Annotated in this window: 10 protein-coding genes; 7 read left to right on the forward strand and 3 right to left on the reverse strand. The window is 56.6% G+C overall.

Annotated features, from left to right (window positions below):
• Positions 1 to 9: 9 nt before the first annotated feature.
• The 4 genes from ABJT94_RS15840 (at position 10) to ABJT94_RS15855 (ending at position 7,059) form a co-directional block, all read left to right on the forward strand.
• On the forward strand, positions 10 to 3,378 hold the full coding sequence (locus ABJT94_RS15840) for a transglutaminase family protein (RefSeq protein WP_348476408.1): 3,369 nt from the start codon (positions 10 to 12) through the stop codon (positions 3,376 to 3,378).
• A 25-nt stretch (positions 3,379 to 3,403) separates the two neighbouring features.
• Complete coding sequence (locus tag ABJT94_RS15845) at positions 3,404 to 4,855, forward strand: circularly permuted type 2 ATP-grasp protein (RefSeq protein ID WP_348476410.1); 1,452 nt, start codon at positions 3,404 to 3,406, stop codon at positions 4,853 to 4,855.
• A 33-nt stretch (positions 4,856 to 4,888) separates the two neighbouring features.
• Positions 4,889 to 5,860, forward strand: a complete 972-nt coding sequence (locus ABJT94_RS15850; RefSeq protein WP_348476412.1) for an alpha-E domain-containing protein — start codon at positions 4,889 to 4,891, stop codon at positions 5,858 to 5,860.
• 188 nt (positions 5,861 to 6,048) lie between these two features.
• Complete coding sequence (locus ABJT94_RS15855; protein ID WP_348476413.1) at positions 6,049 to 7,059, forward strand: adenosine deaminase; 1,011 nt, start codon at positions 6,049 to 6,051, stop codon at positions 7,057 to 7,059.
• A 99-nt stretch (positions 7,060 to 7,158) separates the two neighbouring features.
• On the opposite strand, the gene ABJT94_RS15860 is transcribed toward ABJT94_RS15855, so the two are convergent.
• Positions 7,159 to 9,699 carry a mechanosensitive ion channel domain-containing protein gene (locus ABJT94_RS15860; RefSeq protein ID WP_348476414.1) on the reverse strand — a complete coding sequence of 847 codons (2,541 nt, stop codon included), beginning with the start codon at positions 9,697 to 9,699 and terminating at the stop codon, positions 7,159 to 7,161.
• Between the two features lie 146 nt (positions 9,700 to 9,845).
• Here ABJT94_RS15860 and ABJT94_RS15865 point away from each other — a divergent pair, with 146 nt between their 5' ends.
• Together ABJT94_RS15865 and ABJT94_RS15870 are read left to right on the forward strand one after the other, a co-directional pair.
• Entirely contained in the window at positions 9,846 to 10,352 is a 507-nt protein-coding gene (locus ABJT94_RS15865) for a GNAT family N-acetyltransferase (RefSeq protein ID WP_348476416.1), read from the forward strand.
• Positions 10,353 to 10,568: 216 nt separating this feature from the next.
• Complete coding sequence (locus ABJT94_RS15870; RefSeq protein ID WP_348476417.1) at positions 10,569 to 10,991, forward strand: GFA family protein; 423 nt, start codon at positions 10,569 to 10,571, stop codon at positions 10,989 to 10,991.
• Positions 10,992 to 11,013: 22 nt separating this feature from the next.
• On the opposite strand, the gene ABJT94_RS15875 is transcribed toward ABJT94_RS15870, so the two are convergent.
• Both ABJT94_RS15875 and ABJT94_RS15880 read right to left on the reverse strand, forming a co-directional pair.
• Complete coding sequence (locus tag ABJT94_RS15875; RefSeq protein ID WP_348476418.1) at positions 11,014 to 12,939, reverse strand: alpha-amylase family glycosyl hydrolase; 1,926 nt, start codon at positions 12,937 to 12,939, stop codon at positions 11,014 to 11,016.
• Positions 12,940 to 13,042: 103 nt separating this feature from the next.
• On the reverse strand, positions 13,043 to 14,056 hold the full coding sequence (locus ABJT94_RS15880) for a substrate-binding domain-containing protein (RefSeq protein WP_348476419.1): 1,014 nt from the start codon (positions 14,054 to 14,056) through the stop codon (positions 13,043 to 13,045).
• A gap of 301 nt (positions 14,057 to 14,357) precedes the next feature.
• Here ABJT94_RS15880 and ABJT94_RS15885 point away from each other — a divergent pair, with 301 nt between their 5' ends.
• Positions 14,358 to 15,410 carry a sugar phosphate isomerase/epimerase gene (locus ABJT94_RS15885; protein ID WP_348476420.1) on the forward strand — a complete coding sequence of 351 codons (1,053 nt, stop codon included), beginning with the start codon at positions 14,358 to 14,360 and terminating at the stop codon, positions 15,408 to 15,410.
• Positions 15,411 to 15,418 lie beyond the last annotated feature (8 nt).

The following is a 15,418-nucleotide window of genomic DNA, read 5'->3' on the forward strand; positions in this document are numbered from 1 at the left end:
ATTGGAATCATGACCCTTCGCGTTGCGCTCAAGCACTCCACCCGCTACGCCTTCGACCGGTCCGTCGCTCTCAGCCCGCACCTGATCCGGCTGAAGCCAGCGCCGCACTGCCGGACACCGATTGATGCCTATTCGTTAAACGTGAGCGGTGGCCCGCATTTTATTAACTGGCAACAGGACCCGTTCGGCAATCACCTGGCCCGCGTTGTGTTCCCCGATAAAGTCCGCTTTCTGCAAGTGGATGTGGAACTGATCGTGCCGATGACGGTCATCAACCCCTTCGACTTTTTTCTGGAAGATTACGCCGAAGCGTTTCCGTTTACATACCCGGCCGCTTTGAAGAAAGAGCTGACCCCTTACCTCGAAGTCTCCGAAGACGGCCCTTTATTGAAGCAATGGTTAAAGGGCGTCAGTCTCGATAAACGACCGACAGCCGATTTTCTGGTCAGCATCAACCAGCGCCTGCAACAAGACATTGAGTATCTGGTGCGCATGGAACCCGGTGTGCAAGACTCCGATGTAACGCTCGACATTAAACGCGGCTCCTGCCGTGATTCCGCCTGGCTTCTGGTGCAGATTTTCCGGCACCTGGGCCTGGCGGCGCGTTTTGTCTCCGGTTATCTGATCCAGTTGAAAGCCGATCAGCAAGCGCTCGATGGTCCGTCGGGAACCGAGGTCGACTTTACTGACCTGCACGCCTGGACCGAGGTGTTTGTGCCGGGAGCCGGCTGGATCGGGCTGGACCCCACCTCAGGTCTGTTTGCCGGCGAAGGGCACATTCCCCTGGCGGCAACACCGGAACCGACCAGCGCTGCACCCATTACCGGTGCGAGTGACAAGAGCGAGGTCGAGTTCAACTTTTCGATGAGTGTGACCCGCATTCATGAAGACCCCCGGGTAACGCGGCCCTATAGTGAAGACCAATGGCAGGGCATTCTCGCCCTGGGCGATAAAGTGGATGATCAGCTGAACCAGCAGGATTTGCGCCTCACCATGGGCGGCGAACCGACCTTTGTATCTATCGATGACATGGACGCCCCGGAGTGGACCATCGCCGCCCTTGGCGACGATAAACGCCGCCTGTCAGAAACCCTGCTGCACAAACTTCGGGCTGAATTTGCACCGGGCAGTCTGGTGCATTACCAGCAGGGCAAATGGTACCCCGGTGAGCCGCTGCCACGCTGGGCGCTGGCCTGTTACTGGCGCAAGGATGGCAAAGCTCTGTGGCAAAACGAACAATGGCTAGCGACCTTTAATGAATCGACCGCAACAGAGGGTAAAACCAAGCCCGCACCGGTCAGCATTGATACGGCCAGAAACTTCGCTGCCCAGGTCGCCAATCGACTTGGCGTACGTGACCGGTTTCTGATTCCCGGTTATGAAGACGCCTACCACTATTTGCTGCAGGAAGCGCAGCAACCGACCGACGTGGATTTAAGCAGGGAGGACCTGAAAGACAGCGACAATCGGCGTCGTCTGGCGGCCTTGCTGCAACGCGGTTTGGATGAAATTACCGGTTTTGTGTTACCCCTTGGGCGTGATGTGCGTCGCGATCGCTGGCAATCCAGCGAGTGGCCGCTGCGCCGCGAGGCCCTCTATCTGATTCCGGGCGACTCGCCCATAGGGTTGCGTTTGCCGCTGGATAGCCTGCCAGAAGCCAACCGGGCTGAAGAGCACCAGCCACCGAGTGCCTTTGAATTGCGCCAGCCACTGGCTGACATTCATGGTGAAGTGGCAGCCCGTTATACCGCCTGGCAGAAAGACAGTGGCACCCAACATCCGGTGAGTGAACAGCACCTTGATCAGCATGCGTTAACTGATGAAGCCGAGGGCATCATTCATACCGCACTCTGCGTGGAACCCAGGGGTGGTCAGCTTTTTGTCTTTATGCCACCCGTTGACAAACTCGAAGATTACATTGACCTGCTCGCCAGCGTTGAACAGACCGCCGCAGAACTCAAGCTACCGGTCGGCATAGAGGGCTATCCACCGCCTTCGGATCCTCGCCTGGAAAAATTCATGATCACACCCGACCCGGGCGTGATTGAAGTCAATATTATGCCGGCCAGCAACTGGCCCGATGTGGTTCGGGTGACCGAAACCATTTATGAAGCCGCCCGTCAGACCCGCCTGGGTGCCGACAAGTTCATGCTCGATGGTCGCCATACCGGAACCGGCGGTGGTAATCACGTTACCCTCGGGGGCGCCACACCGACGGATTCGCCGTTCCTGCGCCGGCCCGACCTGCTCGCCAGCATGGTCACCTACTGGCAGCACCACCCGGCGCTGTCGTATCTGTTTACCGGCATGTTCATGGGCCCCACGAGCCAGGCACCCCGTATTGATGAAGCGCGCCACGAAGCGCTGTACGAACTGGAAATCGCATTCCAGCAAATGCCGCCGGGCGAAGTGCCGCAGCCCTGGCTGGTGGATCGGCTGTTGCGCAACCTGCTCACAGATATTACCGGCAATACCCACCGCGCTGAATTCTGCATCGATAAACTCTACTCGCCGGACAGTGCCACCGGACGCCTGGGTCTGGTCGAATTGCGCGGCTTTGAAATGCCGCCACATGCACGCATGAGTGTGATGCAGCAGTTGCTGATTCGGGCGTTGGTCGCCCGGTTCGCCGCCGACCCTTACCGCAAACCGCTGGTGCGCTGGGGTACAGCGCTGCACGACCGATGGTTGCTGCCGCATTATTTATGGGCCGACATGCTCGATATTCTCACCGACTTGCGCGACCACGGGTTCGATTTCGACCCCGACTGGCTGGCGCCTTTCCTGGAATTTCGGTTCCCGCTTTATGGTCAGGTGCAATACGACCAAATCTCACTGGAACTGCGGCAGGCGATCGAACCCTGGCACGTGCTGGGCGAGGAAGTCAGTGGCGGCGGTACCGCTCGCTATGTCGACTCGTCTGTTGAACGGTTGCAACTGAAGGTCAGTGGCCTGACTCCGGAACGCCATGTGCTGACCTGCAACGGTCGCCCGATTCCGCTGCATGCCACCGGCACCAAAGGTGAAGCCGTGGCCGGAGTACGTTTTCGGGCCTGGCAGCCCCCATCTGCCCTGCACCCGATGATTCCGGTGCATGCGCCGCTGGTGTTCGACATAGTTGATACCTGGAATGACCGCTCACTGGGCGGTTGTACCTACCACGTTTCACACCCGGCAGGCCGGAACTACGAACATTTTCCGGTTAACGCCAACGAAGCCGAGGCGCGCAGGCTGGCCCGGTTCTGGTCGCACGGTCATACCCAGGGTTCATTACCTGTGACCGCGTCGGTACCACGCGGGGAGTACCCCCACACCCTTGATATGCGCTTCGATCATATACGCGAAGCGGCACTCAAATCGGGCCGGACAGGCCAATGAACGGGCGCGTAAAGGAGAACCATCGATGAGTAAAATAAATTGGTCGGAATACGCCTGTAAGGGGTTTTACGATGAGCTGATGGCTCAACCCGGCGTGCCGCATCCGGCTGCAAAAATGCTGTGTGATTATCTGGCCGAGCTCGGTGGCCGTGAACTGGCCGAACTGAAAAACGCGTCGGAAGTGGCGATACAGGTGATGGGAATTACCTTTACCGTCTATTCCGAAGGCAACATGATCGACCGCGCCTGGCCGTTCGATATAGTGCCTCGGGTCATCCCGCTCGATGAATGGCAACGTACCGAAGCCGGCCTGAAGCAACGGGTTGAAGCTCTAAACCTGTTCATCAACGATCTGTACCACGATCAGAAGATCATTCGCGACAAGGTGTTTCCGGCTGAAGTGCTGGCGCAGTCGGCGAACTTCCGCAAACAATGCGTGGGTATCAACCCGCCCAATAATATATGGGCTCATATTTGCGGGTCGGACCTCGTGCGGGATAAAGACGGCACACTTTATGTGCTGGAGGATAACCTGAGGGTGCCCTCCGGCGTGTCTTATATGCTGGAAAACCGCAACGTCACCAAGCGGATTCTGCCCGAGCTGTTCGCCACCGGAAAAATTCAGCCGGTGGACGATTACACCGGTCAGCTTTACGACATGCTGGCCTCCATGTCGCCGCGGCCGGGCGATGATCCACAGATCGTGGTGATGACACCGGGTATCTATAATTCAGCGTATTTCGAGCACTCCTATCTCGCCCAGCAAATGGGAGTCGAGCTGGTGGAAGGCTCCGACCTGGTGGTTGATGACGACGATGTCGTACACATGCTAACCGTGAACGGCCTGAAGCGGGTGGACGTGATTTACCGCCGGGTTGACGATCTTTTTCTGGACCCTGAGGTCTTTCATCCAGATTCTGCTCTTGGGGTGCCGGGCCTGATGCGCGCCTGGCGCAGTGGCAAGGTTGCACTGGTCAATGCACCGGGTGCCGGAGTCGCCGATGACAAGGTCGTCTATGCCTTTGTGCCCGAGATTATTCGCTATTATCTCGATCAGGAACCGCTTCTGGCCAACGTGCCCAGCTACCTGTGCATGCGTGAGGACGACCGCCGTTATGTGCTCGATCATCTGCATGAATTGGTGGTAAAGCCCGCTAACGAGTCGGGTGGCTACGGCATGTTGGTAGGGCCGCATTCAACGAAAAAAGAGCGGGAAAAATTTGCTGAGCTGATCAAGGCCGACCCGCGCAATTACATGGCGCAACCTACGCTAAAACTGTCGACAACCCCCACGCTGATTGATGATCAGCTGGAACCCCGCCACGTTGATTTGCGCCCCTTTATCCTGTCTGGCAAAGGAAGCACCTACGTCACCACCGGCGGTTTGACCCGGGTGGCGCTGACCAAGGGATCGCTGGTGGTGAACTCGTCTCAGGGTGGCGGCAGTAAAGACACCTGGATTGTGGATTTGAACTGATGCGGCCCACTCTGGACCAAAACGAGGTGAACTATGCTTTCTCGTGTTGCTGAAAATATATACTGGCTGGCACGTTACCTGGAGCGTGCGGAAGACACCGCCCGACTGATTAACGTGACCAGTAATTTGTTGCTCGATTTTCCAAAAACCACCCGGCTGGACTGGGATTCGCTGGTGACCATTACCGGGGCGGAAGATATATTCGACGAGCATTATGAAACGCGCAGTGCTGATAATGTTCTGAATTTTCTCTGTGTCGATCTGCATTATTCGGGGTCAATCATTTCGTCACTGGAGTCGGCGCGCGAAAACCTGCGCACGACGCGTGATATTATGCCACGCGAAGTCTGGGAGGAGTTGAATACCCTCTATCTGGATACGCTGAAGCAGGTGGAAGCCGGTATTACCTCGCGTAAGCGGGATGCTTTTCTGAAACGCGTAATTCGCAGCTGCCAGGCCATCAACGGGTTGATCGAGGGCTCACTGAGTCATACCCAGGTGCACACCTTTCTGATGCTCGGCCGAAATCTGGAGCGGGCCGATATGACGACGCGCATCATTGATGTGCGCTCGGCCAACCTGCTGCCACGCAGCCCGGATGACCTGACGCCCTTTGAAAACCTGCAATGGATGAGCGTGCTGAAATCCCTGACCGGTTATCAGATGTACCGCCAGCAAGTTCGACTGCGTGTTCGCGGTCCGGACGTGTTGCGCTTTTTGTTACAGGACGAGTTTTTCCCCCGGGCTGTGGCCAGTTGCCTGGGTCAGCTATCCTTTGAGCTCGAGGATCTACCACGACATGAGGAAGTGCAGGCGCTGGTGGATGATTTATTACCGCGACTGGTCAATGCCAACATGGAGAAAATGGCACATACGCCAGATTTGCTGCACGATTTTGTCGATACACTGCAGATCTCGTTCAACGAATTACACCAGGCTATCGCCGATCATTATTTCAGCGGCGAGTATCGGGGGCAGTCCCAGAGCCAGTCCGACGTTGCCTGAGTTGATTGCCAGTGGGTCGTGCCAGGTGCCGGGTATGCTTCTCCGGGGTCGGCGTGAATCCGTCCTTGGAGCCTAGGCCGCAACATCCATGTTGCGGACTACCCCGGATAAGCATACCCGGCACTTGGCACTTGGCTTTGTAGAACTTTCAAATTTTAATTACTGACTATCAGTTGTTGGATCGTACTATGACTTCAGTATTAATTGACCTTGCCATGAAAGCACCCAAAGTCGAACTGCATCTGCACATTGAAGGCAGTCTTGAACCTGAGCTAATGTTCGCATTAGCCGAGCGCAATGGCATTACCTTGCCCTATGCCGACATTGAGGCAGTGCGGGAAGCATATCAGTTTGGCAATCTGCAGGAATTTCTGGATCTGTATTACCAGGGTATGTCGGTGTTGCAAACTGAAGCCGATTTTTACGACCTTACCTGGGCCTATCTGAAACGAATTCACGCCGACAACGTCGTTCATACCGAAGTCATGTTTGACCCCCAGGCACACCTGGAGCGTGGCATTGCGTTTGACACTGTGCTTAGTGGCATCGAAAGAGCGCTGCAGCAGGGTGAGCGGGAACTGGGTATCAGCTATCGGTTGATTATGTCGTTTCTGCGACATCTATCCGAAGAAAGTGCTTTTGAAACCCTGGCGATTGCGGAGCCGTATCTGGATCGCATTCATGCTGTGGGGCTGGATTCCGGCGAAAAAGGCCACCCGCCAGAGAAGTTTGAGCGAGTGTTTGCACATTGCCGGGAACTGGGGCAACGGATTACCGTGCATGCCGGTGAAGAGGGGCCGCCGGCGTATGTCTGGCAGGCCATCGATCAATTGAAAGTAGACCGTATCGACCATGGCAATCGCGCCATGGAAGACCCGGCGCTGGTGCAGGCACTGGTGGATCGCGGTTATACGCTGACGGTTTGCCCCTTGTCGAATCACAAGCTGCAGGTCATAGACGATTTGAAGCAGCACCCGATTAAGGCCATGTTGGCTGCAGGTCTGAAAGCGACCATCAATTCCGACGATCCGGCTTACTTTGGTGGTTATGTGAACGACAATTATGGTGCATTGATTGACCAGGGGCTGATCGATCGGGATCAATTGCTGACACTCCTGGAAAATGGATTCGACGGTGCCTGGATTGACGACACCACCCGGGCTGCGCACAAGGCCAGGCTGGCTCAGGTGTTTGCCTGAGAGGAAGTTGAACGTCTTACTGTCGTTCGATGGTAAAAACCTGTTTGAAGGCATCGCCGAAAAGGCGGTGGACTGGATTCTGGCCGATGAGTAGTGACCTTACTGGTCGGTCTGGGGCGGCTGCCGGCTAACCAGTTTGTCGAGGCCTTCGCTGTTGCGAAGATGAATGTCGATCTGTTGAAAGGCAATTTCGATGCCCGCCCGTTTGAACTCCCGGTCGATGTAGCGGTTAATTTCATCGATCGCGGGGTTTCTGTCCTGAAGTTCCTTCACATGAATGCGTAATTCGTGGTCCAGTGTGCTGGCCCCAAAATTGAGAAACAGGACCTGAGGTTCCGGCTCATCCAGCACGCGGGGGTTAGCCTTGGCGGCACTGAGCAACAACGCTCGTGTTTTATCGAGGTCTGATCCATAGGCGACGCCGACCCGGACGATGACCCGGGTGACGGTGTCGGTAAGCGACCAGTTAATGAGCTGATCAGTCACAAAGGTTTTGTTGGGGACGATGATGTCTTTGCGATCAAAATCGGTAATGGTGGTGGCTCGAATGCGGATCTGACGTACCACGCCCGATAAATCACCCAGGGTTACAATATCGCCGATGCGTATAGGCCGCTCGAACAGCAGAATTAAACCGGAGACGAAGTTGGCGAAAATTTCCTGCAACCCAAAACCAAGCCCAACACTGAGGGCGGCCACCAGCCACTGCAGTTTGTCCCAACTGACGCCCAGGCTCGACAGCGCCATAACCAGGCCAATGCCGGTAATAATGTAATTAAGCAGGGTGGTCATGGCATAGGCGCTGCCTTGCCGCAAACTGAGCCGGGACAGCACCAGCATCTCCAGTAGGCCAGGCAGGTTGGCGGCAAGAAACAGTGACAGCGAGATAATGAAGAAAAAAGAGGCCAGATCCAGCAGGCTCATGCTGCCCGGGCTTTCAGCGCTGCCGTACTGCCAGATGACCAGCGAGTCGAGATAGCCAAATACCCCCACCAGATCAGCCCATACCCAATACAGCAGACCTCCGAAACCGGTGAGCAGCAGAAAGCGAACCAAACGCTGGGTTTGTTGCCGCACTTGCAGCAATTCGGCCGTGGTATCGGGTAACGGCTCCTGAATTTTGTCAGGATCTTTGGCGCGCTGGGCGTCGCGCTGCTCCCTTAGCACCTGGTTTTCGGCTTCCCGCTGCAGGCGCAGGCGGTTACTGGAGACTTCAATGGCGCGGCGTGCGCTGGCTTCTGCAATGACCCAGCCGCTGAGAACATAAAAGGTGGCCAGAAAACGACCGGTCAGTTGCAGGCTGGTGTAGTAATACCCCGACAAGGTTAGCACCACCAGGCTTAGTGGTAGCAGCACCAGCACTAAGTTGAGCACCCAGCGCACCCCGGCCGGGGCGAAACTGGAAGGCAGCTGTTTCAGCAGTATGCGGAAAAAATAGGCCACGAGCGCACCCGCCACAATCAGTATCACAGGCCCCAGAACATCACTACTCAACGCCGCACCTTGTTGAACGGCCAGCGTCAACACCGCACTGGTCGGCAGCAGTACCCAGGCAAAGCGACGAACAAAGGTGCGCAGCGTTTTACGGGCGTTGTCTGGCCACTGAAAATCGACCTCGGCAACCTGCCCGGGTGTCAGAATGCTGCGCAAAAACTGTACGACAAACAAGCTGAGCGCAATGGCGGTCAGGGCCGGGCCCAACACCAGAGTATCGGTTGTCTGGGCGCCTGAGAGCAGGTTTCCGATGGCCAGCAAAGCCAGGCTGGCGGGAGCCGTAATTGCCGCCGTCAACGCCAGTGCCACCAGGGTGGACCAGGGGCTGGGGCTTGCCGTTTCTGAGTCTGATGTAGGCTCTGTTTGAAGGGATGGCCGATAAAAGCTGGCCGTTCCCGTTTTCAAGGTTGTTGCCAGTGCGGTTTTCAGGCGAGGTCGCACCCAGTGCAAAGCGATAGCGGGCAGGAACAGTAAGACGCCCAGCCATTGCCAGAGCGACAGGTCACCCGGCGTCAGGCTGACGGAGAACTGGGCAGGCAGGCGGGTAAGTTGATCCGCCAAAGCGCCGGGCGCGGTGGTAAACCAACTTAGGCTGATAGCGGGGTTGCTGGGTATCCAGAACAATTGTTCAATTATGCTGGACCGAAGCCGGTCGGCCGTCGCAGTAAGCTCTTGCTGCACCTGTTGCAGGCTGACGGCCGTTACCACCAGCTCCTGCAGACGGTCCTGCAATTCAGACAGCCGCAAATCGGCCGGGTAGTCACTGGGGTTGTCCTGTAGCTCCCGTTGTTGCTGGCTCACATTGAACTGTGTCAGGCGCGCATCGGCGATCAGGTCAGACAAGCCCGGGTCGAAATCGAAATTGGGCAGGTTGGTGTTTTGTTCCTGCAGCACGCGAAACACCTGACCGCTACCTCTCAGAGCAACGATATGCTCATTCAAGGCGGCTTCATTGGTCAGCAATCGGTCATGCTGTCGTTGAACGGAATTCAACCGCTGGTTCAGCTGGCCGGTCTGGGTGCTGAGCAAATCCAGCGCTTGCTGAATGCTGGTATTGGTCGTGTATTCAGCCGATACCGAGGGGCTGAACAGTAAACACAGGGCAAGCAGCCAATGCACTGTGTTGTAACTTAATTGCTTGAGCATTTCCCGGTCCGAGCCAAATGAGATACGAGCCAGTCTATCGTGGTTTCAGTGAAGTTGTCTTCTATGTCGGTGGTTTAAACCCGATTGCGCAGCCACGGTGAGCGCGCAATAATCACCTCAACGAGTCCCTGACAGCGAGCCACACAATGACCGTTCGAACAGCGCAGACCAGGCCCAATTTTCTGATTCGGATCGATGATCTGACCGGGCCCGATATAGCCCGGTTACTGGAAGAGCATCTGGCGGATATGAACGCCACCTCGCCGCCGGAAAGCAAACATGCTCTGGATCTGGATGGCCTTAAGCAACCGGACGTCACCTTCTGGACTCTTTGGACAACGAACACCGAAGGGCAGGGCGAACAGCTCGCCGGGTGCTGTGCGTTGAAGCGGTTAACGGCGGATCATGGTGAAATCAAATCGATGCGCACAGCAACGGCTTTTCGGCGCCAGGGCGTAGCCCAGCGTTTACTGCAGCATTTGCTGGAACAGGCAAAAGTTCAGCAGCTGACTCGCCTAAGCCTGGAAACCGGCTCCATGGACTATTTCGCAGCGGCCCGGGCATTGTATGGCCGCTTCGGCTTCGAAGCGTGCCCGCCGTTTGGCGACTATGTTGAAGACCCAAACAGTGTGTTTATGACGCGGCTTGTTTAGTTCGGTGGTTAGGTTGACTGTATAGCCGTTCGTTCGTGCCCGGCCACCGGGTAGGCTTATACGGGTGGTGCGACACATCGCCCGGCGTGAGTCCATCCATGGAGCCTAGACCGCAGCATCCTTGCTGCGGACTCCCCCGGATAGGCCTACCCGGTGGCCAGCACTTGATCCTGCGATTGCACTAAGTTCGAAACATACAAAAACAAGAGGTTCAAAATGACCAATGCATTAAATGCCGTTTCAGGCGGCTGCCTATGTGGCGCTGTTCGATTTGTAGTTAACGGGCCGGTTTCGGCTTTTCACCTGTGTCATTGCGACCGATGCCGGCATTCAACCGGGTCGGCTTTTGCCGCCAATCTGTTTACCGTGCCGGATGCCATCACCTGGGAGCAGGGTGAGGATCAGATTAAACGATTTGAATTGCCGACAGCCAAGCACTGGACGCGGCAGTTTTGTGCGACCTGTGGGTCTGCGCTGCCCTATGTGAACCGCAGTGGTAAGTTTCTGGTGGTACCCGCCGGTAGCCTGGATGGGGATCCCGCGGTGACGCCGGACGATCGCATTTTCTGGTCGGAGCGTCCGCATTGGGTTGATGCCATTGAGGAATCACCGGCTTTTGAGCAATATCCGACTCGCTGAACTCAGTGAGCCGGGTTGGCAATTACTGAACAGTCAGCCAGCGTACCTGATGGGGTTGCAGCGTTTTCAAGTCACGACTTGGTTTCGTTTCCAGCAGATCAACTGGAGCGCCGCCAGTGAGTAACGAGTCGATCAGTGACTGGTCCAGGCTTTGTTCGAAATCGGCGAAATTCGCGAGCACCAGCAGGGTGTCGGCATCCCGATTTCGGGTAAAGCCGAACACATGGGGGTTGCCCGTTTCGATGATGTGGGTGTGGGCGTCACCGAGTAAGGGGGTCGCCTTTCGAATGGCAACCAGCCGTTGCAGGCCGGCGTATACCCGGCCATTGGGCGTGTCGGGTTGGTTTCGCAGCTCCAGATCGGCGTCTTTTACGGCCACCCGGTTCACCCAGCGGCTGTCGTTCAGTTTGTTGACGTCTTGTTGATAGCTGTAGTCGTTGAGCAGCCCGAGCTCATCTCCCAGGTACAGCAACGGCACACCGCCAATGCTGAGAATCAGCGCGTGCATCAGCATGATGCGGTTGATCGAACGCTGTACTTCCCCGGCATCCTGATCGTTCAGTCCCTGTTCAAGGCCGGCCAGTGACGCCAATTGCCCGGCAACCCGGCAATCGCCGGTGGTTTTGTTTTCCTGGAATGGCACCCCCCGGGCGAAACTGCCGGGGAACTGGCCGGTGTAGAACTGGTTCAGGAAACGTCGGTGGTGGTCCGGGTCGGTGCCGAGACTCCAGGCGATGGTGTCGTCGAAGGTCCAGCCGATGTCATCGTGGCCGCGAATGTAGTTGACCCATGCGGTGTCGGGCGGGATCGGAAAACGCGCCTGAAGGCTGCGGGTCATCAGGGTGGCGTCGCGTGTGGCCAGGGTGTTCCAGAGCATGGCCATGGTCAGGGGGTTATAGGAAAGCTGGCATTCATCGGTGCTGATGTAGCGCACCACGTCATCCGGATGCACGATGGCTTCGGATTTGAACAGCAACCCCGGAGCGGCAATGCGGGCCGCGGCATTGAACGCCTGAATCAGCGAATGGGCCTGAGGCAGGTTTTCACAGGGCGTGCCGGCTTCTTTCCAGACAAAGGCCAGGGCATCGAAACGCAGCACATCAGCGCCCGCATTGGCCAGAAACAGCAACTCGCCAAGCATGGCATTAAATACGGCCGGGTTGCGGTAGTTCAGGTCCCACTGAAAGCTGTTGAAGGTGGTCCAGATCCAGCGCTGCATGTCGTCGCGCCAGGTGAAGCAGCCCTGGCGGATTTCCGGAAAAATCTCGCGCAGATAGGGCTCATAGGGCGCCAATTGGCTGCGGTGGTCGAAGCAGAAATAGTAATCGAGGTATTCCTGCTCGCCGTGCTGGGCTCTGACCGCCCAGTCGTGCTCATCGGAGGTATGGTTGAACACGAAATCGAGCACCATGACGATGCCTTCCTTGCGCAGTGCCGCGGCCAGTCGTTTCAGGTCATTCATGGTGCCCAGCGCTGGGTTCACCTGGCGGTAGTCGGATACCGCATAACCGCCATCGCTATTGGCTTCAGGCGCTTTGAACAGCGGCATCAGGTGCAGGTAGGTGAGGCCGAGTTCTTTCAGATAGGGAATCTGTTCGCGCAGGGCTTTGAGGTCGCCGGCGAACAAGTCGACGTAACAGGCTGCGCCCAGCATAGTCTCGCGCTTGAACCAGAGCGGGTCGGCCTGGCGTTTTTTGTCCTGATTGCGCAATACAGAGGGTCGTTCCTGGTAGGCAATCAACAGGGTTTCCAGAGTGTTTTCCAGATGATAGTAAAAGTCGTACTGGTCTCCGTACAAGGAGCGCAGTAGGGCGAACAAGCGGGGAAACTGAGTGTTCAGGTTCGCTTCAAAGGCCGCCCATTCCTTATCGCTGCTGGCTTTGGGTTTCAACCGGGGGAGCAGGCGTTCTAGGGTGATGCGGACGTCGTAATCGAGCGAGTGATCCATGGGGCGGCCTTCCAGCAAAAATGCAAAGTGAACGGGTGGCGATTCACTCAGTCTAACCAGCTTGGCGCTTAATGTTAATTTAATCGTTTAAGTTGCTGTGCTGTCAGAGTTTGGGCGCTTGTGCGGTGCTGGCACGCACGATCAGTTGAGTGCTCAGCACTTGCTGGTGAGGCACCTGTTTCTTGCGCAGTACATCGAGTAATAGCCGCATGGCACAGCGGCCAATCTCGTCTCTGGGCTGGCTAACGGTTGTCAGTTCCGGCTGGCAGTATTCGCTAAGGCCAATGTTGTCGAAGCCGATAACTGACAGGTCTTCTGGCACCCGAACCGAGGCGTCGCGAGCGGCTTTCATCAGGCCGATGGCCATTTCGTCGCTGTGGCAGAAGATAGCGCTGGGTCGATGTTCGCGTGGCATGGCAAGCAAAACCTGACCCTGCTGATAGCCTGAAAGAAATCCGAAATCGCCCTCGACAATCCATCCTGGGTTAACCACTAACTGCTGGCGTTCCATTTCCGACTGGTAGCCTTTCACCCGATCGATACAGATAGGGTTCTGCATCGGGCCGGTTATGGTGGCAATGCGCTGGTGTCCGAGCGATGAGAGGTACTCGACGGCCCGGGCGGCGGCCAGCGGATTGTCGATGCGTACCGTGGGCAGGGCAAGCTGATCAAAGTACTCGCAGGCCATCACCAGCGGAATTTGACTGCCACGGGCTTGCTGGGTAACCAGCGACAGCGGGATTTCAGCGGTCAGCAATATAATGCCATCGGCCTGGTTGGTGGGCAGTAAGTCGAAGTAAGCCTTGGCGCGGCCAGTGTCGTGTTCGCAGTCGCCGAGCAAGACCCGATAGCCTTCGCGGTGGGCAATGTCTTCCAGGCCCGCGATGATTTCCGAGAAAAAAGGGTTGGCAATGTCGGGTAGCAACACCACGATGGTGCGCGATTCACTGCGGCGCAGATTGCGCGCGGCGAGGTTCGGTGAATAACCCACTTTCGCGATGGCGCTGGCCACTCGCTTGCGCGTGGCCTCGGTCACTTTTTCCGGGTTGGCAAGCGCCCGCGACACAGTGGCGGTAGAGCAGCCGGCGGCTAGGGCAACGTCTTTAATGGTGGGCATGGTACGTATCTGCAACGTGAACAGGGGCGATGTTACCACAGCGATACCATGCAGGATAAACCGGCACGGACCTGAGTGTTTGTCGTTCAGGATATCGAGTTGATATGTAATGCATTACATCCAGTAACAGATTTTCTTGCATAAAGTGATAGCCCGCCATGGCGTATTTTCACTTGAATATAAGCCTTTTTGCTTGGTTTCTCAAAATAATCTGATGCTTAAGGTGTTGACCTCGCCAAATCTCTCTGCTTGAATGTAATGCATTACATTATACAAAAACAAAAATTAAAGGTGTTTGTTTATGAAAACCATCAAAGGGCCTGCGCTCTTTCTGGCGCAATACGCCAGTGACGAAGCCCCGTTCAACAGCCTCGACAGCATTGCCCGCTGGGCCTCCAGTCTGGGGTTCAAAGGGGTGCAGATTCCCAGTGGGGATAAGCGCCTGTTCGATCTGGAACGCGCCGCTGAAGATCTTGATTACTGCCGTGAAGTAGTTGCCTTACTGGCCGGTTATGGCCTGGAAATCACTGAGCTCTCGACTCACCTGCAAGGCCAACTGGTCGCTGTGCACCCAGTCTACGATGACCTGTTCGATGGCTTTGCGCCGGAGTCTCTGCGCAAGAACCCGCAAGCCAGGCAAGCCTGGGCCGTCGATCAACTGCTGCTCGCCGCCAAGGCCAGTAAAAACCTGGGTCTGACCGCGCACGCCACCTTTTCGGGTGCCTTGCTGTGGCCTTTTCTGTACCCCTGGCCGCAGCGTCCGCCTGGCCTGGTGGAGACCGGCTTTGAAGAACTGGCCCGGCGCTGGAAACCGATACTCGATGCTTTCGACAACGCCGGGGTCGACCTGTGCTATGAAATTCACCCCGGTGAAGATCTGCACGATGGCGCCACCTTTAAGCGCTTCTTAACGGCCGTCAATCATCACCCTCGCTGCTGCATTTTGTTCGACCCGTCGCATTTTGTGTTGCAGCAGCTCGATTATCTGAGCTTTCTCGATCACTTCCGTGATCGCGTCAAAATGTTTCATGTGAAAGATGCAGAATTTAACCCGACAGCCTTGCAGGGCACCTATGGCGGTTACGAAGGCTGGGTTGAACGCGCCGGTCGCTTCCGCTCACTGGGCGATGGCCAGGTTGACTTCAAAGGCATTTTCTCGCGTCTGGCGCAGTACGATTTCGCTGGCTGGGCCGTGATCGAGTGGGAATGTGCGCTCAAACATCCGGAGCAAGGTGCTGAAGAAGGCGCTCGCTTTGTGGAGGACCACATCATTCGGGTGACCGACAAGGCCTTTGATGATTTCGCCGCCGCCGGTACCGACGAAGCCACTAACCGGTCGCTGCTCGGTCTCTGAGCCGCTTA

The organism is Saccharospirillum sp., assembly GCF_039982735.1.
GTDB lineage: Bacteria > Pseudomonadota > Gammaproteobacteria > Pseudomonadales > Natronospirillaceae > Saccharospirillum.

Bases quoted from the DNA above. Each gene is read 5' to 3' on its own strand.
- ABJT94_RS15840 (WP_348476408.1), top strand. From the start codon at position 10: ATGACCCTTCGCGTTGCGCTCAAGCACTCCACCCGCTACGCCTTCGAC.
- ABJT94_RS15845 (WP_348476410.1), top strand. From the start codon at position 3,404: ATGAGTAAAATAAATTGGTCGGAATACGCCTGTAAGGGGTTTTACGAT.
- ABJT94_RS15850 (WP_348476412.1), top strand. From the start codon at position 4,889: ATGCTTTCTCGTGTTGCTGAAAATATATACTGGCTGGCACGTTACCTG.
- ABJT94_RS15855 (WP_348476413.1), top strand. From the start codon at position 6,049: ATGACTTCAGTATTAATTGACCTTGCCATGAAAGCACCCAAAGTCGAA.
- ABJT94_RS15860 (WP_348476414.1), bottom strand. From the start codon at position 9,699: ATGCTCAAGCAATTAAGTTACAACACAGTGCATTGGCTGCTTGCCCTG.
- ABJT94_RS15865 (WP_348476416.1), top strand. From the start codon at position 9,846: ATGACCGTTCGAACAGCGCAGACCAGGCCCAATTTTCTGATTCGGATC.
- ABJT94_RS15870 (WP_348476417.1), top strand. From the start codon at position 10,569: ATGACCAATGCATTAAATGCCGTTTCAGGCGGCTGCCTATGTGGCGCT.
- ABJT94_RS15875 (WP_348476418.1), bottom strand. From the start codon at position 12,939: ATGGATCACTCGCTCGATTACGACGTCCGCATCACCCTAGAACGCCTG.
- ABJT94_RS15880 (WP_348476419.1), bottom strand. From the start codon at position 14,056: ATGCCCACCATTAAAGACGTTGCCCTAGCCGCCGGCTGCTCTACCGCC.
- ABJT94_RS15885 (WP_348476420.1), top strand. From the start codon at position 14,358: ATGAAAACCATCAAAGGGCCTGCGCTCTTTCTGGCGCAATACGCCAGT.